Raw genomic sequence first — 21,301 nt, 5'->3', positions numbered from 1 at the left:
CAAGCACGTTAAATTAGGGGGGAGTGTCTCCTACTTCAGCCATCACATTAAAGTTAATCATCGGAGCAAACAAATAAACACTTCCCCGATTACTATAACGGCTTACTTGCAGCCAGTTTTTAGAGTCTGCTGCTGTTGTCATCATTACGTACAAAGAGAATTTACATATTCACTAAAGCGCCTTTATAGTGACACAAATAGTGTGCTTCCACTATCCTAAAAGAGACTTACGAATTTATTGTAAAGAACAAGTAAAGTTTAGCATAAAAATATAAAGTTTTGAAAATAAACATAATTTTAATATACGTATTTTTATAACTTAAGGCATGAATGATACTAGCCAAAATTTGTTATTAATTAAATAGATAACAAATATAAAACAGAGTAAATACAGAGCCAAACAATTACCTGAAACCCTACCGATCGCAGATATCCACTAACCTGAATTTTCACGGTATCTGGAAAACCTCTCTCTTTCCGCCTTCCAGTTGCCTGAGCACCATTTACTCAAATACCACTGTTCTATTCCCATACACTAATACACGATTTTGCAAGTGCGATCGCACTGCTCTTGCTAATACCACTCTCTCCAAATCTTTGCCTTTTCTCACCAAATCATCAACTTCATCACGGTGGCTAACTCGCACCACATCCTGTTCAATAATTGGGCCTGCATCTAAATCAGCAGTGGCATAATGAGCAGTTGCACCAATAATTTTTACCCCACGCTCAAAAGCTCGGTGATAAGGGTTTGCTCCAATAAAAGCTGGTAAAAATGAATGATGAATATTAATAATTTGCGGAAATTGACTAATAAAATCTGCACTAACAATCTGCATATATTTCGCCAATACAACTAAATCGATTCTGTGCTGGCGTAGTAATTCTAGTTGTTGGGCTTCTTGTTCTGATTTATTATCTTTAGTAATAGGAATGTATTGGAAGTTGATATTAAACTGCTCTGCCACTACCTTTAAATTAGTATGGTTACTAATAATTAAAGGAATTTCAGCAATAAATTCTTTAGCACGTTGTCGCCAAATTAAGTCAAATAGACAATGGTCTTGCCGACTTACCCAAATAGCAATGCGTGGTACAGTATCAGAAAAACGTATTTCCCACTTAGCGTCTAAAGGTTGAGCGATCGCATTAAATGCAGGGGCAATAAACTCTCGCGGTAAATTGAACCCATCTAACTGCCATTCAATGCGGGTAAGGAATAACCCAGCAGCAAAATCTGTATGCTGATCTGCATGGATAATATTACCACCATTAGAATAGATGAAATTGGCGAATTTCGCCACCAGTCCCCGTTGATCGGGGCAGGAAATCAGCAATGTTGCTGTCGGATTTGTCATAATATCGCCAGATTTTGAATTAATTATTTGCTGTTTGTCGGAGTCGGCTTAGGAATGATGAGCGGAGGTAGTTTCTGACTATTATCTACAGGTTGTTTCCACTCTGATAATTCCCGATTTACAGCATTTGCAAAATCTGTAGATACCAACAATACATTTATATTCCCATCGGGTTTTGTAGCAGGGTCAGTTTGAGCATACAAGAAACGACCGTTAAAGTTAGATTTACCCAAAATCAACTGATGGCTTTGTCGGTTTTTCAGGTTGATCTTGATGGTTGCTTGGGGTTGATCTAAGGCAAATTCTCCAAGCTCTTTGGCTGGAGTTGAGAGAGTGCGTTCGCTATTACCCTTGACTAACAAATCCATCAAATAAGAAACAATGGCATCATTTGCTGGTCCCGATATCGGAGATTTGATTAACCACTTGGGGTTACTAGATTCAGGGTTACGTTCCAGATTCAGATTAATTTTTTTTGTCGTGACTGTTAAAGACTGCACATCATCTTCGGCAAAAGAAAAAATTTGCTGCTTTTGCTCCTTGATTTCTTCTCGCACAGTTGTACCTCGAATTTCATAGAAGTAAACAAAAGCGCCTAAACCCAGCGTTAGCAGTATTAAAATTAAAGTCGTTCGCGGCAATTTCATTTTTTAGTCATTTGTCATTGGCACTGAGAGAGAATTCCTAACTCCTAACTCTACCGTCGTTTCCACCAAATAATAACTGCGATCGCAAACCCAATTAAGGGTAAAATCACCAGAGATGACAATATTAAAAGATTGCCTTGTGTGGTTGTCAAGGTTATCCGACGGTTTTTCGGTTCTTTGGGGCGAATGGAGAGAGGTTGCTGATCCTGTTGACTCAGCCAAGTAACTGAGTTGAGGAATACATCTCCATTTAGTTGTTGTTGAAACAAACCATCGGTTGCGAAATCGGAATTTCCTAAAACTACTAACCGGGACTCGGTGGCTGTTTGAGATGAGGTAGTGGGAGTCGGGGAGGGAGAGGGAGCAGGGGGAGTGGGGGAAGTTTTGCTTTGGGTGGTTGGTGATGGTAGGGGTGATGGTGTGGGTGAAGCTTGGGGAGTGGAAGCAGATTTAGCTGCTTGTTTTCTTGTTAAAGCAACGCCCAAGGTTAGAGGCCCTTTGAGGTCTTTATCTGCATTAAACTCCAAACTTTCGCTTTGGAGGTCGCTTTCTGCCCAGCTGTTGGGATAGGGTTTGGTTCGTAGCAGTGGAGTAGCTTGAACACTAGGCACAGAGGTAATTTCCAGTGGTCGGGCAATTGGATAAAAAGAATTGCCGTTACCGAAATCTTTGGTAATCGGATGTTGTCCGTATTCTGTGACTAAAGGCGCAGCAGGGCCAAGTCCCACAACACTTCCACCAGAGACATCGACTGCTAAACGATTATCTAAACGGACACCCCACTCTTGTAGCAAGCTGTCAACTTTGGGATCAGTATTGGGATCAATCATCAGCAGTAAGTTACCACCGCGATTAAGATACTCTTGCAAAGCCTTGACTTCGCCTTCAAACAGCCCTCGCTTGGGGCCAGCCACTATCACTACAGCGGCATCTTCAGGAACTTTGGAAGTTTCTCCTAAATTCAGCGGTGATGTTGTGAAATTTTTATCGCCTAATCCCTGAACTGCTTGTGATATTGCACCTTTCCCAGCCGAAAGTTGGCGTTCGCCATGACCTTGGAGTAAGTAAACTTTGGCTGTGGTTGAATTTGTTAGTTGTTGCAGGCGACTAGTTAATCTGATTTCTGACAAGCGCTCATTTTCATTTACTGTTTGCACTAATTGCCGTTTATCGCCAGATTCTAAATAAACTTCCCCGTAATCTTTGACACCAAACTTTTCTGCAAGTCCTGGTCTAGCTTGGGGGTCGATGTACTCATATTTAAATTTTGAGCTTTGACGCTGATAATTTTCTAGCAGTTCTCGGTCTTGGGGATTCTGGTTAATATCAAACACCCACACTTTAACTGGCTGTGGTAAAACCCTCACTAGTTCCCGTGACTGGGGTGCAAGGGTAAACAATTGACTTTCTGTTAAATCTGCCCGCAAGTGGTAGCGAGTTCCCAAAAAGTTAATCAATCCCAAAATTGCTAACACTGCCAGAGTTGACACTAGGGCATTAGTACCAGCTTGGGTAGAACGACGCTTCCACCAGTTTGTTTGGTAGCTTTGCCATATTATCCCCAACCCACTGATGACAATTCCTGTAATCAGAAATGCTAATGAAATTAATCCCCACTGTTCAGAGACTAACCCAACTGTTAAGCCAACAGCAATTAAAAACGGACCCAACCAAAACAGATATTTCCACAGTTTATTTTTTGCAACTATCTTCATATTATTAGACTGAAGTGGGGAGTTAGGAGTTAGGAGTTATGAGTTTTAACTCCCCACTCCTAACTTTTAACTCATAACTTATATAACTACTGTCTTTGAAAGCGCAGTGCATCAATTGACTGAGCTGTGAGAAAGATACCCAAAAAAATGTAACTGGCAAATAAAATCAAAGCGCTGGTATCAAAAATGCCTTGGATGAGAGTGTTGTAATGTTTCAGCAACGACAGATAACCTAAGGCTTCGCCTATGGGGCCAGGGACAATTTTTCCGATTAAATCAATCAATAACAATAATAAAATTACTGCAAATGTGATAACAGCAGACAAAATTGTGCTGTCTGTTAAGGAGGAAATAAACATTCCTAAAGATAAAATTGCTGCTGCTAGCAAGATTAATCCAAAATGACCCAGCAAGGGTATTGAGAGCGCCATTGGTGGATTTGATCCACTGATTGCGATCGCTTCCAGCACTAGCATGGGTACGACCATCGAGGTAAAAAATGTTAACACGCCTAATAACTTACCTACAGCTACCGCCCAATTGGTGATTGGTGAGGTGGCTAATAATTCTAAAGTGCCCCGCTTACGTTCTTCGGCATAGAGTCCCATCGAGAGAATTGGCAGGATAAACAACAATAGCCACCCCATGCGATCCAAAAATGCCCTGATAAATTCGTAGGGGACATCTATAGGCGGTATTGGCATTCCCAGTTGTTGCCCTTGTAAATCTATTGCCGCGACCCCTGGCAATATGCCATCTGGCCCTAGCAAAATCATCACTAAAAATAACCCCGCCATGAACCAAAATATGCCTGCGATCGCATAAGCCAAAGGTGATACAAAATAACTCTGTAACTCTCGGCGATAAATGGCAATAATATTACTCAGTACTACACCCATTTACGCTGCCTCTCCTTCGTTGTCTGCTGCTAAGTCTACCTCAGGATCGAAATTTTTCTCTTCTGTGGTCAGTTGCAAAAACACATCTTCTAAGGTGGCGTTAACTCGCTTCAGTTCATGTAAACCAAATCCTGCCCGCACTAATGTTGTGACAATATCCTTTCCTGGTTCTTTTCCCGGTTGCGATATCACCCGCAGGTAAGCGCGATTTGCCTGGGGTTGATGGCCTCCGGCTGTCGGAATTGATTCTACCAAACTCACACCCGCTAAATTTTGCAATACCTGTTTCGCTAGGGCAGCTTCTCCTTCTATTTCCAACTCATATCCTGAGCCACCTGTCAACTGAGTCATCAAGTTTTCTGGTGTATTAGTTGCCACGACTTTACCGCGATTGATGATGGCGACGCGGTTACAAGTCATGCTTACTTCTGGCAGAATGTGCGTGGAAAGAATAATTGTGTGAGTCCCAGCCAGACTTTTAATTAAATTCCGCACCTCAATTATTTGTCGGGGATCGAGTCCAACGGTGGGTTCATCTAAAATGATCGCTGGTGGATCGTGGACGATCGCTTGAGCAATTCCTACCCTTTGGCGGTATCCTTTCGAGAGTTTGCGAATAATTACCCGCCGCTTATCTTCTAAATTGCAGCGTTCGATAGCGGCTGTTACCTTGTTGGGGCGATCGCCTGCTGGTACTCCCTTAATTCGGGCGACAAAATGCAAAAATCCCTCCACCGTCATGTCTGGATATAACGGCGGTGTTTCCGGTAAATAACCAATGCGTTGGCGTACAGCTAGGGAATTTTCATGGACATCATAACCAGCAATTCGGGCATTTCCATTGGTTGCCGGTAAATAACCAGCCAGAATTCGCATGGTTGTAGTTTTACCAGCGCCATTGGGGCCCAACAACCCTAAAATCTCCCCAGGTTCGACGTTAAAAGTGACATCAGTAATCGCTGGGGTGGAACCGTATATTTTACTCAGATGTTCAACTTCGATCATCGGTATAGTGGCGATCGCAATTTTATAGAATACCCAACAATCTTAGATCACGAGATTGGGTATGGGGGATTGGCACTAAGATGAACCGAAAATGGGTAAAGTTCCTGAAAAGCTTAACCACCGAGCAAGCTTTTCTCTTTGTAAGGCTTTGTTAAAGTGAAACTGTCGCACTTACCGACATCCCGCCCAGAACTGAAGTTCAGGGCTGATAGCTCAAGTCCACTCAAGTGGACTGAATTAATTATTTAGTCTACTTGAGTGGACAGTAGCTCTGAGACTCGGAATTCATTCCGAGGCGGAATAGAAACGCAGTGCGAGATTTATTTAAGCGAAACAATCGCATTGTTAGTCGAAACAATCGCATTGTTAGTCGAAACAATCACATTGTTAGTCGAAACAATTGCATTATCAGTCGAAACAATCGCATTGTTAGTCGAAACAATTGCATTGTCAGTCGAAACAATCACATTATTAGTCAAAACAACCGCATTGTTAGTCAAAACAACCGCATTGTTAGTCAAAACAATCGCATTGTTAGTCGAAACAATGCCATTGCAACTCTAAAAGACTTATGTGTAATTGACTTTTCACGTTATGTAGGAAAGCCCACGAAAAACCTAACCCTCTAACCTCCTTCCCGACGCGGGAAGCGGGAAAATTCAAAGTCTCTCTCCTCTTAGGAGAGAGGTTTTCCACATACTGTGAAAAATCAGATTAATAATAGCTGCCTGATTTACGATGTTCTAAAGCAGTGACACCTTCATTTTCCAACACTTCACCGTGATCGATGACGGCATAAATTAACCATCGATCGCCACATTCAAGTTGATTTTGCACCGTACATTCTAAATAGGCTAATGCCTCATTCAAAATCAAACAACCATTAAGAGCAGTTTTTGTGTCAAGATTCGCAAAGGGATTATCGCCTAAAGTGCTGTGACGAGAAAAATAGCGTCGCACATTTCTTCCTTCTTTGAGGATATTCAGTACAAATTTATCACCAGGATGATGCATTAACTCTGCATTTTGCTCGTTAGCGATCGCAATCATAATTCCTGGTGGGTTAAAAGTTGCCTGCGATACCCAAGAAGTTAAAACCCCTTTGTGAGTTTCTTCATCACGAGTTGTCACAACACACAGAGAACCAATGATCCGCCCCACAGCTTGTTCGGTACGATCTACATGGGTTTCTGTCACAATCTGGCGGGAAGTACGGAGTTTTTTGGTTTTCTTCAAGTTTTGGGCAAACAAAGCACCTGCTTCTTGACACTGCTGAAGAATCTCAGGAGTAGGACTGAAACGCACCCGAAGTGTTTCAAACCCTAGTTGATAATTTGCATCTTTGAGCTTGCTTTCGATTAAATCTATTGCCTCGCCACTCCAACCGTAGGAACCAAAAACCCCTGCTAACTTAGTTTTAGCCGCCACCGAGAGAACTATTCCTAAAGCAGTTTGAATTTGAGTAGGTGCATGTCCGCCTAAAGTGGGTGAGCCGATAATTAAGCCATCGCAAGTTTCTACAATGCGGTTAATCTCTGCTGAGTCTGCTAGTTCACAGTTGATTGATTCTACATTAACTCCATTTTGGATCAAACCTTGAGCGATCGCATTCGCCAGAATTGCTGTATTTCCATAAGCAGAAGCATAAAGCAAAGCGACACTCAACTCTTGAGATTTTTGCCCTTGACACCATTGACGGTAATCATAGGTAAAACGACTCAGGCTGTAACGGACAACTGGCCCGTGTGCTGGGGCATAACATCTGGCTCCCAAAACCGACAACTTATCTAAGGCTACTTCAACTTGTTTGGCTTGGGGTGCATGAAGACATTCAAAATAGTAACGACGTTCCGCATCTAACCCCTTCCAATCTTCATCAAACAAAGTATCTTCGCAAATATGAGCGCCGAAAAGTTTATCTGTGTAGAGAATTTTTGTGGCGGAATCATAAGTACAAAGTCCATCTGCCCACCGGGGAGTTGGTACGGTGACAAATGATAGATGATGTCCTTGTCCTAAATCTAGAGTATCCCCCCGCACCGCTTGGATGCGTGACTCCAATTCGGGAAAGGCGGTTTTGAGAGCATTGGCGGCGGGGCGAGAACAAATTATAGTGGCTTGAGGAACCTGAGAGAGCAATACTTGCAGAGTTGCGCTGCGGTTTGGGTTGACATGACCGAGAACAATGTAATCTAGCGTGGTGAAATCTAAATGTTGTGCAAGTTGCTGAAGGTAAATTTCGGTAAAAGATTCGCCAGGAGGGTCAATTAAAGCTTTTTTATCAGCTTGAATCAGATAAGAATTCGCTGTAGTTCCCCGTTGGCGGGAATACTCCACCTCAAATTTTAATGTGTCCCAAGTCCGCGATCGCAGAATCAGAGTATTTTTACCAATTTCAACAACTTGTACATCTCTGCTATGGTTGGACGTTAATGTGGCAGTAGACATAATAACCTCTGTTAATAATGGGGAATTGGGAATTGGGAATTAGGCATTAGACATAGCAGAAGATTCTCCTCCCTAAAGACACGATTAATCGCGTCTCTACCTACTCCCTATTTTTAATGACCATTGTTTTGTATTAATTCAGACTTGGCTCGGCTTCTATAGCGTTTAGAGACTTCTTGTTCGGGATCGATACCTTCAAAGGTAGGGGGTAGCCAAACTCGGAGGAACAATAGTACTCCCAGGACTAGTAAAAAGGCACAAGTTGCTAAAACTTGACTCCAACTTGTTTCTAGAACACCTTTAACAATGACTTCTCGCAAGGCGGAAACGATGGAAACTTCAACAGCTACCCCAATAGATACTCGATGTTCCTGTAGGTAAATAATCAGCAGTCGGAATAGCTCAACTAAGATAAGTAAAAAGAGAATATCGGCAGTAACCGCATGAAAATCTAGAGGTGGAAGCAACGAGAGAAACATATCTCTCACCTGAAGCACCATGAAGCTAAATAAACCGATACACAAAGAAATTACAATCACATCTTGGATAAATTCCAAGGTTCGCACGACGCGCCCACGATTGATTTCGTACATCGTAATCGGGGTGTTTTCAACAGATTTATACATAGTTTTTTGGGAGACGCGATGAATCGCGTCTGTACAAGAGTGGGTAGAGACGCGATTCATCGCGTCTGTGAGGAGACAACGAGAATGACCAATGACCAATTAGTAATGATTGCCAATTTTGCGGTGATGAGCGGCAGTAAGTGCATGTAGATTGGCAACTCTTCCAGTTTGGACTGTGCTATAAATTACCCAATGATCCCCACAATCCATACGGCTAGTAATTTCACATTCCATGTAAGCCAAAGCTTCAGCTAAAACGGGCGATTCATTTTTCGCTGGATATGTTTTCACTCCAGCAAATCGGTCTGCACCAGGAGCAAAACGCTTGAGGAAATGTTTCATTAGTCCTTGATATTTGCCTTCTTCTAAAACATTTAAAACAAAGCGATCGCCAACGTGCATCAAGGATTCAATTGCCCGGTCTTTGGAGACTGCGATCGCTACTCCTAAAGGCTCAAGACTCGCTTGTGTCACCCAAGAAGCAAACATGGCACTCTGAACTTCTCCTTTTTTAGCGGTGATAATATACAATCCTGTGCTAATCCGCCCTAAAGCTTTTTCTAGCTCCGTATTGATAGATTTGATTTGTTTAATGGTGCGATCGCGGGTCAACCATTGACCCATATCTGTCCCCGCTTCATCACAAAGTTGTTCCGTTGCTTGTGTAGGAATTTCTTTAACTAAGATAGGAGGAAAAGCTTCAGTTAATCCCAGTTCTTGAAACTTATTACGTAAAGGATAAACAGGTTCATCTTCTCCCCCTCCTGACTCTAATAAACCAATTGCTTGCTTCTTGTGAACAGCAGCTAAAATTGTACTTAAAGCAGCTTGAATCATCACCGAAGATTGCGGTGGCATTGCAATTACTAAACCAGAAGCTTGTGCAACTAGTTCTCGAACTTCTTGAGGCTCGGCACTATTGAGGTCTACTAATTCTACTGCCACCCCTGTTTTCACGCATCCATGTGCTATGGAACGGACTAAATACTCGCTATGCCCGTAATCTTCAACATAAAATAGAGCCACTAATGTCTCTGTTTTTGCTTGTTCTAAACTCCAGTTTTGATAGCGTACAAGCCATTCGGAGATATAGTGTTGTAATAAAGGGCCATGTCCCGTGGCAACTATTTTTATATCTAACTTTTCAATCCGCTTTAAAGCTGCCAAGACAGATCGGGCATTGGGACCCATGAGACAATCATAGTAATAGTGAAAATCTTCCTCTATTAAAGTAATATTTTCATCATAGGTGTGGTCATCGCAGTAGTGCATCCCAAACACATCGCAAGTGTAAAGAGTGCAAGTTTTGTGATCATAAGTCAATATTGTGTCAGGCCAGTGTAAATTAGGTGCAGAGATAAATTCTAATTCGTGTCCGTTGCCTAAATCTAATCGCTCTCCACTTTTCACCTGTATTGATTTAAAAGGCTGGTGAACCATATTTTCTAAAAATTGAATAGCCACCTTTGCACCCACAACAGTAATTGAGGGAGCTAATTGCAAAATATTTTTTACTAATCCACTGTGGTCTGGTTCCGTGTGGCTGATAATTAAGTAATCTATTTTAGCCGGATCAATTAATCCCGCCACTACCTCAAGATATAATTCCTCAAACTTACGGTGAGATGTGTCAACTAAGGCAACTTTTTCTCCTTGAATTAAGAAAGAATTATAGGTTGTACCATTCCGTAAACCAAACTCGATATCAAAACGTTCTCTATCCCAGTCGAGACAACGGATAGCTGTCGTTTGAGGAGCAATTTCAACAGTTTCAATCGTCAATCGTCCAGGATTGGAAATAACTTGAGTAAGTGCAACCATTTCTTTTCTCCAAAAAGAATATTATCTGGAGCGAGCGTTATGTTTCTTATATTTACCTGAAACATTCAATTAGTAAAATGCCAATTTCTAAAGCTAATCATCAGAAAGATTTATTCCTCATTTTGATTGGCTTACCATTGAATTCCTCAATGTTTATCATTACTTTTATGTTCAATAATGAACGTGAGAGAATGTAAATTCTAAGTTAGAATGTTGACACATGTCGTTAACCTTTATTGCTCCTCCTCTACAACAAATCAACAGCGAAATCGCCCGCCACGCTGGTGTTGATTTATATGTGTTACGCCTCGATCTTATGCACCCGTGGGTTAACGGCAATAAATGGTTTAAGCTGAAATACAATCTTTTGGAAGCCAAGGAGAAAAATTTCACGACGCTGCTAACCTTTGGCGGCGCTTATTCCAATCACATCTATGCAACTGCGGCGGCTGGTAATCTTTTCGGATTCCGTACCATTGGTGTAATTCGTGGCGAGGAGAGGCTACCATTGAATCCAACGCTGAGTTTTGCTGTACAACAGGGTATGCAGGTTGTGTATCTGAACCGCGAGATGTATCGACAGCGCAACACACCAGCCTTAGAGGAATATCTGCGACAACGTTTCGGCGAGGTGTTTATTATTCCCGAAGGCGGGAGTAATTTAAATGGTGTGCGCGGCTGTACAGAGATAATTGATCGTGCGATGCCTACGGCTGGCTGCGCCTACGCATTTGATCATATATGCGTAGCCTGCGGTACAGCCACCACTCTTGCAGGTATTGTGCTTTCGTTGCATGAAAGACAAAGAGCGATCGCTTTTCCTGTATTGAAAAATGGGGCATTTCTCGCCCAAGAAATCGAAAATCTATTGACAAATTACCTCGCCTCTGATTTACCCTCACCATATAGTTCTCCCGCTTCCTGGGAATTGGTATGTGATTACCACTTCGGCGGCTATGCAAAGGTGAATGATGAGTTACTACTATTCAGCCAGCAGTTCACACAGGAACATGGCGTACCCCTCGATTACGTATATACCGCCAAAATGTTTTACGGAGTGATGGATTTACTAAAGCAGGGATTTTTTAGTAAAGGCGTTCCCCAAAGGGGTTGCCGCAGGCATCGCTTGTTGCTGGTACACACAGGCGGCTTACAGGGCAACCTTGGCATGGAGAAAAGTTTGCAGAGATTTTCTAAAATCTGAGTTGCCACTTAACTAAATATCAGTTAGCTTTGTATGGAATTTTACTAAAATCGGTGAAATTCAGACACCAATCTTGATATTTACTAAAACTTAGATAAGGTTAATTCAATGTTTACATCTACTGAACGCATTAAGGCGGAGGATCAGAGTATTGCTCTCTATTTGGAAAATCTTCTATCAAATAAATATCAAATTCCAACCTTTCAAAGAGATGTTGTCTGGGAGAAAGATAATGTTAAAAAACTTTGGGATAGTATCTATAAGTTTTACCCTTTAGGAAGTATTTTAATTTGGAAAACTAATACCAAGCTAGAAAGTCATAGAGAAATAGGTGGTATAAAGTTTGCTGATAATTTTCACTCGAATGAATACCAATACATTTTAGATGGACAACAAAGAACAACTTCTCTATTAACATCAATACATGGGGGCAAGGGTAAAATTGCTAATAACGAAAACTTTGATCCAACACTATATATAGACTTGACTATTAAACTTACTGATCCAACGGATGACACAAACTATGCAAAAAGGTTTTTGTTTTGGGACGAAATCGATGATAGAGATGGTAAGCTTACAGCAAATACTGGGAGAAAAAACCGTTATCAAGATAAACTAATTATCAGTTTAATAGATATTATTAAAAATCCTGGGGAAATAGAAAGAAATCTTCATAAAAATGGATACGGTGACTTTGAAAATCCCTATATGCAACAGTTGAGAAGGATTAGAGAAGTCTTATATAGTTATAAAATTTCTTTCATTGAGTTACGAGGTATTGAAGTTGCAGAAGTGTGTCAAATATTTGAGCGGATTAATCAAGCTGGTAAACCCTTGGATATTTTTGATATTGTAGTTGCTAAGACTTTTCGTTCTGAAAATAAGACAAGTAATATCTCTGGTTTCTATCTTCGGGAATTATTTGATAAATTTAAAAAAACTATGTCTAGTAGTCAATATGCCAATATTGATAATTGGACATTGCTACAGATGCTAGCTGTAGTAGTAAAACTTGAATTTCCTGAAGCTGGAATACAAAATATTACTGATATGTATCTTAATAAGCTAAAAACAGAACATATTGAAGCTGTATGGTCTAATTTTAAAACAGCCGTTGCTAAAACTTTTGATTTCTTTGATAATATTTTGCATATTAAAGGTGGAAGATTAATCCCTTACCGATATTTATACCTGACTATTACAGCATACTTTTATCGGAATGATAAACCAGATTATAGTTTTTTAAATAAATATTTTTGGTATTATAGTTTTCATAATGTAGATTTACTAACAAACACTACTCACCTCTGGGAACATATATACTTTGTTAATCAACAAAAGGCTAATAGTACTTACTCATTCAATAAATTTAATATTGATAAAAATTCGATAAGAAAATCTTTCTACAGTTATAGAGGTCGCTTATCCAGAGCAATACTATCACTTTATGCAAACCATAAGCCGCAAGATTGGGCAAAACCTCATAGAGATATTTTGTCTGATGTTTATTATTTGCTAACAGATAAGCCTAACTTACATCATATATTTCCAGTTAACTTTATTAAACAAAGTGGCATTGCTAATCAAATAGAATGTGACAGCATGATGAATATTGCTTATCTGTCTCAAATCACTAATTTGAAAATTAGCGATAAAAATCCATTAGATTATCTCAAAGAATATGACGAACCTGGTTTAGAGGCGGTGCTACGTTCTCATCTTATACCGACAATTATTCTTGAATGGTCAAGAGCCGATGCACTTCCTGAAAACGCCCTAACAATTTTTATTGAGGAAAGAGTAAATCTTTTATTAGAGGCTTTGAGGCTGAAGTTAGACGGGATTGAATTTAATGTTTTTGATATGGGCGATCGCACAGATAATATTTATTCCTAAATAAACACTTTTCCAAAAAAGAGGCATTGCTGGGTGAATATATGAATTTGCTCTACACACTTGCTCCTGTGCGTGAGATATTCATACTTTTATTCAGCAATCCCTAAGAGTTCTTTCATTTGGTCGCTACGCCGATAATATGAGGACTAACAATCGGCAATTGTGCATCAAATCGCTCATAATGGACACTAGTAAAACCAGCATTTCCTAAGGCTATCCACGTTTCTCTGTCTGGATGACAACCATCACCTATCACTTTCCAAATCGGGCTAACTCTGCTTTGTAGCTGTCGCAATACAGTTCCTTGAGGTGCGGCGACATGTTCAATAAATAAGAAGCGTCCACCTGGTTTGAGTACTCTTAAAATTGCCTGTAAAGTATAATCTATATTTGGCACTGAACACAAAACTAAGGTACTAACAACAGTATCTATGCTGTTATCTTCAGCATCTAACCATTCAGCATTACCAATTCTAAGGTCGATATTTAAGCCCAGTTTTTCAGCTTGTTTTTGAAGATAGGAATGCATGTGTGGGTTTGGCTCAATTCCTATCCAGTGGATATCTTTAGGGTAGTAGGGTAGGTTAGGGCCTGTTCCTGGGCCGATTTCTAAGACCTTCCCTTGGAGATTAGCAAAAAGAGAACGTTTGCGCTCATGTACAATTTTATCATACGTGCTGCTACTTTGAGCCATCATCCAGGCGAAAAAACGTTTCCCAAAGTTGGCAAAAATTTGATTTTGTGAATCTCCAATAATTTGGTTTACGGTCATCATCCACTTCCTAAATTTTGAGGCTATAAATTGGTGTGTCAAGCAACCATTTATAGCCTTAAGGTACGATAATTTGCGTTTCTTGTACCTCACCCATTTGACTCACCTGATTGGGTGATTTTGATTAACATACACACGTAGCAACTTACCGCAAGCTACCACAGTAAGAGCAAAAGGACAAACACAGAAATAGAATTTATCAGTATAGTCTTTTCAAGGTTGAATTTTTTCAGATTTGTTCAAGTTTTGTCTTTCTGCCAACCAGGTAAATAATACAATACCGCACAGGTCAGCGCCTAAGTCAACTAAATCAAAGCTACGATAGGGTGTAAATAGTTGAATTATCTCATCAACTATACAAAAAAATATCACAATCAATGGTGCTAGAGGCAGATAAATATTCAATATTTGAATCTTACGTTTGTTTAATGCCAGATGGCCTAAGTAAGCAGCAATTCCTAACAATAAGAAATGCAAAATTGTATCGGAATACGGGATTTGTGATATTTCAGTGGGGATAATTCTTAGGTAGGCTGACATAGAGATGGACATCAAAATTACAAAGTAAACCCAAAATGCAAAAACCCAGCGCTGATTAGATTTCATTGTGATACATTTAAAAGTATTTATGAGCAATACAAAGATAACAAAGAGCGTTCCGCAATTGGGAACGCTCTATTTTGGTAAATTCTGTCAAGACAATATGAATTTAAATTGAAAATTGCTAGTTCTAAAAATCAAGCATGGAGATTTGCTTGTTCTTGCAACCAAGGATCTACAGGTTGTCCATCTTTGCGGCGTAATTCAATTTCCACTACCATCACTTCTTTTGAACCAGGAGGCGCGGGTTTTTTATGGAAAATAATCTCATAATCTTCTGGATTGTGTTTGCGTTCTTTCAACCATTCCTGTACCTTGGTTGTGGCAAAAAATGATTGCCCTTGCTCAAACATTCGGGTAATCTGCAATTGCAGTGTATAAGGATTTATGCGACTCATTTTCTACCGCCTTTGTTAAGTTAATTTGACGATCAGTAATCTACCTACCATAGATAATCTAATGTTAGTGCGAAGTACCTACACTTGGCACTTCGCGTACAGGTGTAAATTCCACTTTCAGCGCCCTAGCATCTGTAGGAACAAAGTCCGAACCTAGTTCGGTGGATGGTCTAATAAAGCGTCGATGCTCTTGCAATTTGTATTCTACAAGTTGATAAATCTTATTTGTGCTGCTTGGTTTTTGCCGTCTTTGGCAGTAGCTACAACTTAGTAATGTTATAATGGTACTTCACAAAAAATTGTTAAAAACTTGACCGCACTCCACCCGGAACTTTTACGTACAGTAGCGGATGAGGGAACGGATGAGTTAAGGATTGTTCACCATTTCCCACTATCTCTACAACATTTAACTACTTAATTCTGTTATAGATTGGAGAGAAGCACGCCGCTTCAAATACTGACCAACAGACTGAGATGGTTGTTATGAAGAGCAAAAATCAAGTTGTTTTCGCTTTAATTGTAAAAAGCACTATTGTATTTTTACCCTTAATGCTATGCACTGGTATTGCCAGTGGACAATCTGCACCATTAACTTCCCCAGTACTAACTCCTGCTCCAGTCTTATTGAATCAGGAACGGGAAGAACTAGCGCGACTACGAGCCGAAAAGCAAGTTCAATCTGATTTAAAGAGAGCTTTTAGCCGTACAACTATTCTAATCAATATCTGGCTAGTTATATTAAGTCTATTTCCAGTGGCAGTCATTGCTTTACTTTGGCTATTACGACGGGTAATAATCCGTGAAATTGTTGAGAGAGCAATGCAACAACTACAGGGAATAGAAAAATTACAAAATCAGCTAACCACTGTTAAGCAAGAGGCTGAAAATACTCTTCAAGAGGCTAAAAGAATAAATTCTGAATTAGAGCAGGAAACGGCTGCTTTACAACAAAAAATTTACAACGGTCAAGAAAATTTATCTAATCTTACATCTGAACTAGATTTAGCTAAAGCACAGGTTTTAAGTAGATTAGAAAATGAACTGAAAAAATCTCAAGAAAATATACAAACTTTAGAGTCAAAATTTGCTTCTGGGTTATCTAAGTTAGAGTTTGATGCTCAACAACAAAGAGATATAGCACTGGAAAATCTAGGACAATTAGCATCTGTCATGGCAGACGAACTGTCTAATTTAAAGTTAGGTGTGCAACAACAGCAAGAACTAGCCGTTGCTGATTTAGAAGTTTCAAGGTCTGAGTTCACATCTCAACTTTCTGTATGGCAGTCTGATGCTCAAAATGAAAAATATATAGCTATTCAAAGCTTAACAAAATTGCATTCAGAATTTGCCGAACAATTATCGAAATTACAGGTAGATGCTCAAAACCAAAAGGATATAATATTTGAAAATTTAGGAATACTAGATAAAGAATTGAAATTTCAATTATCTGAATTACAGGTAGATGCTCAAGAACAAAAATATAAAGTTGTTGAGAGTTTAGCAGCATTGCAGTCAGAATTTGCTGCTCAACTATCTGAATTACAAGTAGATGCTCAAAAATGCAAAGAGCTAATAATTGGAAATTTAGAGAAATCTGGTTCTGAGTTTAGTTCACAATTTTCAGAATTACAATGGAATGCTCAACAACAAAAGATTCTCATTTTGGAGAAGTTAGAAAAATTAGAAGCTGAGTTTGTCTCTCAACTCTCTGAGTTGCAATTGGATGCCCAACAAAGAAAGGATCTCATCCTTCAAGAACTGGTGGAGATGGCATCTGCATCCATGCCAGAGGCAGTGAATTCTGAAGTTGAGGTTGAAATGACACCTGCATCCATGCCAGAGGTTGTGAATTCTGAAGTTGAGGAAGAAATACAGGAACAGCTACAACAACCAGAATTCACTGCTGATGAGTATCTACAACAGGGAGATGGGCTGTTTTCCCAAAGGCGTTATGAGGATGCGATCGCAGCTTACAACCAAGCGGTTAGAATTAAATCTGATGAACCTGTGGCTTGGTTAAAACGAGGTCTAACTCTAGGAAGGTTGAAACGCTACAAAGATGCGATCGCATCCTATGATAGAGCTATTCAGATTCAGCCAAATTATCATCAAGCTTGGTGCGATCGCGGCGTTGCTTTTGGTAACTTACAACAGCATCAGCAAGCTTTTGCCTCATTTGATGAAGCTACACAAATCAAGCCTGATGATGCCGTTGCTTGGTTGAATCGCGGTCTTTCTCTAGTAACATTAGAACAATATGAAGAGGCAATAGCGTCTTTTGATAAAGCGCTGGAATTCCAACCCGATTCTCCCAAAATTTGGGATAAACGCGGTTATACCTTGGTAATATTGGGACGCGATGATGAAGCGATCGCTAGTTTTAACAAAGCCTTAGAAATTAAGCCAGATTATGCCAGTGCCTATTACAATAAAGCAGCCTGTTACGCACTGCAAAGACAAGTTGAACTATCTCTGCTAACTCTACAACAAGCAATTGAACTTAATCCCAGGTATAAAGAAGACGCAGCAAGTGACCTAGATTTTGATGATATTGCCGATGATGAGCGCTTTAAGCAGTTAGTTGCAGAGTAAAAACCTAAAAACATTAATTACTCCCCACTCCCCCCAATTGGCGGATTCTGTTCGCCAGACATCGCTTTGAGTTTAGATGTGAAAGACTCAGAGCGATCGCTTTTTTCTGGAGTAAATTGCCCGATTGGGGCATGAATAGCAGCAGGCGGGAGCAGTTTTGGCTGTCGTTGATGAGGAATTGGTGATGGAGAAGCTGGTGGACTTTCTTGTGAAGTTTGCCTTTGGCCAACAGCAGACGATAACTGAAGCGTTGCCGAAGAAGCAAATTTTCCAGAAAGGGGAGACCTCAGGACAGTTTTATTCTCCCTAGCTTCCTCTTTGCTTTCTTCTTCACTTAAAGATGTTTTATGTTCGTAACTTTTCAGTTGTAGAGTTGCAGTATTGGTTTTTTGATAGCCGTTGCGAATCTTAGCAGGTGGTAATTGAGGACTGGTGACTTTCTCTAGAGTAGGGTTTTTCTTGATTAGCGGTAGGGTTGGAGCAGGCGCTGAGGTTAAACTTTGGGGAAATTTGCTACAAATCATCCGTTCAAATTCCATGTTGAAATGATATGTAGCCTGATCCCGGCGCTGCCAAAATACTAAAATTTGCTGCACGGAAACAGCTTTATAACGACCTTGATATAGTGCCTCAATCACTGCCAGGTGTAGCCAATTGAGTGGGTATTGCGTTTGCCAACGCTCAACTAGCTCATTGGCACTATACCCACTGAGATCAAAACTATAGTTAATTAATAAGGCGATCGCTAAGTTGGCAGAAGTATCTGAAAGTGTTGTTAACATGGGGCTATTAGCTTTAGGCAATAGGTCTAAGATTGTCACCCATCGCATATTAGCCTAACGTGCTTTTAACTACATGGTTTTTTTTCCAAGAGTTACCAAGCCAATAGGCAGTGTTTCCTATTCTACTTGTCAACTTCTGGAATGCAACCCTACATAGACTGATTTAATCGCAGATGTTCGCCCAATGGCGACTAATGCCTGATAAACCATTGCTGCAACTTCGGCGCGTGTTGCCGGACGTGAAGGTGAAAGCAGTTTAGGATCTGGGTAATTGACGATGATTTGTTGTTGTGTAGCAGTGGCAACAGCTTTTCGGGCATAGTCGGGAATGATATGACGATCGCTGTATACTTCTAAAATATCGCTATCAACAGCTGGTAGTCCCAGTCCGTTTACTAGGGAGACAATCACCTGTAGTCGTTGGACATTTTGATCGGGGCGAAAAGTGCGATCGCTAAATCCGCCAACAAAGCCACCGCTAGCCGCGATTTGGATAGCGCTATAAGCCCAAAAATCCTTGGGTACATCTGTAAAATCAGGTGCTGAGATTTTGGGAAATGGGTTAAAGGCGATCGCCACCAGAACTGCATACTGGGCGCGAGTCATGGGTTGATCTGGCTGGTAGCTACCATCGGCAAAAGCATGAGTTAAATCCATGCTCACTAATGCCTGAATAAATGGTTTTGCCCAATGTCCATCTAGCTGAAGAGACGCGGGGCTGGGAGGGGAGGGCAAGGGGAGTTTTTGAGATGGGGATTCTGTCGGGGTATCTGAGGAAGTAGTGCTAACGGCTACTCCATTGGCTGGGATCAATTCAACCAAGCCCTTAACTAGAGTAGGATTTAATTGATTACTTACGGAAATCAGCTTTTGTGCAGTAGCATTGTGTAAATCAAATTCACTATTATCACGAAAAATATTATCACCGGGATCTTCGGTATTACCTAAGTCAGGGATGGCATTACCATTGACTAATAGACCACCTTGGGTATTTTTAACAATGAGATTTTGGCGCAGCACAGGTTGGGCGTTGCGAGAAAGTGCGATCGCGGTACGATTTTCTGATAATTTGTTATTTGCGATCGCGGGAGCGGCAAAGTCACTAATTACTATACCTAAAGGGTTTCTTTCAAATACATTCCCCAGTACTTCTCCCTGGCTATGACCTGCTATCACTAACCCACTAGCAGAATTTTGCACAAATATATTATCTAAAATTGCGGGTTTGGCAGTACCGGTGGTAAACACGGCTTCCCGCCCACAGTCCTTCAAAGTATTGTTAGCTAAAGTAGGTGCAGCGGCTTCAATCCAGATACCAGTACCTTTGGTTGAGGGATTGGTGACAGTTACACCTAAAAGACTGGCATTATCTAGTAAGAGAAGCGTAATATTTTGTATACCAAAGCTGGGACTTTGATACTCACCACTGCCGGAAATTACAATCCCTGAACCTTTGTTCGCTTCGTTACCCACCACTGTCGCCCCTTCAGGGATAACCAGTGGGAACACCTCACCACTAGCAGCGCTGTAAATCCCCGACTCCAGATGAATTATTGTGGGGATTTTGGTTACTTTCAAGGCACGGGTGAGACTTTTAAACGGACTCAACCGTGAACCAGTATTGGTATCATTCCCTGTCATAGGGTTGATATAGAGTGTGACAACGAGGGTAGAGTTCACCATTGATAGTTGAGAGTCGGTTGTTTTAATTATGACAATCATAAATAACACTACTTGTAGCAAACTTTTTCAAAGTAGTATCCTTGTGTGTAAAAAATACATCCACGTTACTTTTTCTTGAAAGCGGATAATCTGTACACACAAGTTATAGACTCTCATGCAACATTCCGAGTTCTCATCTTGGCGTTCCGAGTTCTGAAGCTCAAGTTTCGATTTCCAATCTCACATTTTGATGAGTTAAAAACTTTACAGTTATCAAGTAATTTCAAGTAAGAGAAGTTTTAAAACTTAATAAATTATCTAAATCCAAGTTCTCAAAGGCTTTGTGAGAAACCGTGCGTTAGATTTGGAATGCGATCAGCCTCCAAATTCATTACACCCTGTCAAAAGTGCGATCGCTATTGAGGGTAGCAAATATTTTTGTTCAAAAAACTGCTGTTTTACTCCGAAGGGCTTTCATGTTTTCAGCCTGCTGTTGCATGTGCTCACTAATGCGATCGCAAGCTAACTCACAAAGTTCAAAAATCATTGGATCGGCAATCTCGTAATAAGCATTAGTGCCTTTGGGCTAACGAGATAAAAATGGTATTATGCCAAGCGACAATTGAGCGTAGGCGTAGCCCGTCGTAGACATCGCTTCCGAGTAATTGTTTAGGATCTACCAGGGTTAGGAAAATCCTTTAAACCCAAAAACAATGATTATTCTATAGAACCCATTTGACATCTAAGAAGGTGCAGCAAGCCTCTTAACCATCAACCGAATAAAACAAAGATTAACCTTGGCAGTCGCATTCGCTAAAGTTCTCTCAAAGTTCTTGACGAGGATTTTGCATCTTTCCATCCAAGCATTTGACCGCT

Annotated in this window: 19 protein-coding genes and 1 pseudogene; 4 read left to right on the top strand and 16 right to left on the bottom strand. The window is 40.5% G+C overall.

What is annotated here, in order from left to right; translation table 11 throughout:
* Window positions 1-13: 13 nt before the first annotated feature.
* From H6G92_RS40450 to H6G92_RS23730, 6 genes are all read right to left on the bottom strand, one after another.
* The gene (locus H6G92_RS40450; protein ID WP_269141781.1) at window positions 14-145 is read right to left on the bottom strand and encodes a hypothetical protein; all 132 of its coding nucleotides are present in this window, start codon (window positions 143-145) and stop codon (window positions 14-16) included.
* Window positions 146-503: 358 nt separating this feature from the next.
* Window positions 504-1,358, bottom strand: coding sequence for a formyltetrahydrofolate deformylase (gene purU / locus H6G92_RS23750; protein ID WP_190896382.1), 855 nt, complete (start codon window positions 1,356-1,358; stop codon window positions 504-506).
* 23 nt (window positions 1,359-1,381) lie between these two features.
* A complete protein-coding gene (locus H6G92_RS23745) occupies window positions 1,382-2,005 on the bottom strand; it encodes a DUF4340 domain-containing protein (protein WP_190896380.1) in 624 nt (207 codons plus the stop codon).
* A 50-nt stretch (window positions 2,006-2,055) separates the two neighbouring features.
* A complete protein-coding gene (locus H6G92_RS23740) occupies window positions 2,056-3,720 on the bottom strand; it encodes a GldG family protein (protein WP_190896378.1) in 1,665 nt (554 codons plus the stop codon).
* An 86-nt stretch (window positions 3,721-3,806) separates the two neighbouring features.
* The gene (locus H6G92_RS23735) at window positions 3,807-4,619 is read right to left on the bottom strand and encodes an ABC transporter permease (protein WP_190896376.1); all 813 of its coding nucleotides are present in this window, start codon (window positions 4,617-4,619) and stop codon (window positions 3,807-3,809) included.
* Window positions 4,620-5,624, bottom strand: coding sequence for an ABC transporter ATP-binding protein (locus H6G92_RS23730; RefSeq protein WP_190896374.1), 1,005 nt, complete (start codon window positions 5,622-5,624; stop codon window positions 4,620-4,622).
* 311 nt (window positions 5,625-5,935) lie between these two features.
* Between H6G92_RS23730 and H6G92_RS23725 the strand changes: the two genes are divergently transcribed.
* Window positions 5,936-6,253, top strand: coding sequence for a hypothetical protein (locus tag H6G92_RS23725; RefSeq protein WP_390625520.1), 318 nt, complete (start codon window positions 5,936-5,938; stop codon window positions 6,251-6,253).
* A gap of 85 nt (window positions 6,254-6,338) precedes the next feature.
* Here H6G92_RS23725 and H6G92_RS23720 read toward each other — a convergent pair whose 3' ends face one another.
* The 3 genes from H6G92_RS23720 to H6G92_RS23710 form a co-directional block, all read right to left on the bottom strand.
* A complete protein-coding gene (locus H6G92_RS23720; protein ID WP_190896370.1) occupies window positions 6,339-8,072 on the bottom strand; it encodes a diflavin flavoprotein in 1,734 nt (577 codons plus the stop codon).
* Between the two features lie 113 nt (window positions 8,073-8,185).
* On the bottom strand, window positions 8,186-8,698 hold the full coding sequence (locus H6G92_RS23715; protein ID WP_190730480.1) for a phosphate-starvation-inducible PsiE family protein: 513 nt from the start codon (window positions 8,696-8,698) through the stop codon (window positions 8,186-8,188).
* A 99-nt stretch (window positions 8,699-8,797) separates the two neighbouring features.
* Window positions 8,798-10,519: a diflavin flavoprotein gene (locus H6G92_RS23710; protein WP_190896368.1), complete on the bottom strand. Its 1,722-nt coding sequence runs from the start codon at window positions 10,517-10,519 to the stop codon at window positions 8,798-8,800.
* A gap of 220 nt (window positions 10,520-10,739) precedes the next feature.
* On the opposite strand from H6G92_RS23710, the gene H6G92_RS23705 reads away from it, so the two are divergent.
* Together H6G92_RS23705 and H6G92_RS23700 are read left to right on the top strand one after the other, a co-directional pair.
* The gene (locus H6G92_RS23705; protein WP_190896366.1) at window positions 10,740-11,723 is read left to right on the top strand and encodes a 1-aminocyclopropane-1-carboxylate deaminase/D-cysteine desulfhydrase; all 984 of its coding nucleotides are present in this window, start codon (window positions 10,740-10,742) and stop codon (window positions 11,721-11,723) included.
* A gap of 108 nt (window positions 11,724-11,831) precedes the next feature.
* Window positions 11,832-13,619, top strand: coding sequence for a GmrSD restriction endonuclease domain-containing protein (locus tag H6G92_RS23700; RefSeq protein ID WP_190896364.1), 1,788 nt, complete (start codon window positions 11,832-11,834; stop codon window positions 13,617-13,619).
* A 115-nt stretch (window positions 13,620-13,734) separates the two neighbouring features.
* Here the strand turns inward: H6G92_RS23700 and H6G92_RS23695 are convergent, their stop codons facing one another.
* From H6G92_RS23695 to H6G92_RS40445, 4 genes are all read right to left on the bottom strand, one after another.
* Window positions 13,735-14,394 carry a class I SAM-dependent methyltransferase gene (locus H6G92_RS23695; protein ID WP_190896362.1) on the bottom strand — a complete coding sequence of 220 codons (660 nt, stop codon included), beginning with the start codon at window positions 14,392-14,394 and terminating at the stop codon, window positions 13,735-13,737.
* A gap of 210 nt (window positions 14,395-14,604) precedes the next feature.
* Entirely contained in the window at window positions 14,605-14,997 is a 393-nt protein-coding gene (locus H6G92_RS23690; RefSeq protein WP_190896360.1) for a VanZ family protein, read from the bottom strand.
* A gap of 131 nt (window positions 14,998-15,128) precedes the next feature.
* Entirely contained in the window at window positions 15,129-15,389 is a 261-nt protein-coding gene (locus tag H6G92_RS23685) for a hypothetical protein (RefSeq protein ID WP_190896358.1), read from the bottom strand.
* A gap of 64 nt (window positions 15,390-15,453) precedes the next feature.
* On the bottom strand, window positions 15,454-15,585 hold the full coding sequence (locus tag H6G92_RS40445; RefSeq protein WP_277926779.1) for a hypothetical protein: 132 nt from the start codon (window positions 15,583-15,585) through the stop codon (window positions 15,454-15,456).
* 287 nt (window positions 15,586-15,872) lie between these two features.
* Here H6G92_RS40445 and H6G92_RS23680 point away from each other — a divergent pair, with 287 nt between their 5' ends.
* On the top strand, window positions 15,873-17,981 hold the full coding sequence (locus H6G92_RS23680) for a tetratricopeptide repeat protein (protein ID WP_190896356.1): 2,109 nt from the start codon (window positions 15,873-15,875) through the stop codon (window positions 17,979-17,981).
* Window positions 17,982-17,998: 17 nt separating this feature from the next.
* Here the strand turns inward: H6G92_RS23680 and H6G92_RS23675 are convergent, their stop codons facing one another.
* The 3 genes and pseudogenes from H6G92_RS23675 to H6G92_RS39665 form a co-directional block, all read right to left on the bottom strand.
* Complete coding sequence (locus H6G92_RS23675; RefSeq protein WP_242059291.1) at window positions 17,999-18,811, bottom strand: hypothetical protein; 813 nt, start codon at window positions 18,809-18,811, stop codon at window positions 17,999-18,001.
* An 81-nt stretch (window positions 18,812-18,892) separates the two neighbouring features.
* The gene (locus H6G92_RS23670; RefSeq protein WP_190896475.1) at window positions 18,893-20,446 is read right to left on the bottom strand and encodes a DUF1565 domain-containing protein; all 1,554 of its coding nucleotides are present in this window, start codon (window positions 20,444-20,446) and stop codon (window positions 18,893-18,895) included.
* Between the two features lie 421 nt (window positions 20,447-20,867).
* Window positions 20,868-21,011: pseudogene (locus H6G92_RS39665) on the bottom strand (transcriptional regulator); the annotation flags it as partial.
* Between the last annotated feature and the right edge of the window lie 290 nt (window positions 21,012-21,301).

The sequence above is a fragment of the Nostoc foliaceum FACHB-393 genome, assembly GCF_014698505.1.
Classification (GTDB): Bacteria; Cyanobacteriota; Cyanobacteriia; order Cyanobacteriales; family Nostocaceae; genus Nostoc; species Nostoc foliaceum_A.
Note: the sequence above shows the minus strand (reverse complement) of the source record. Positions and strands in the feature narration are given on the sequence as shown.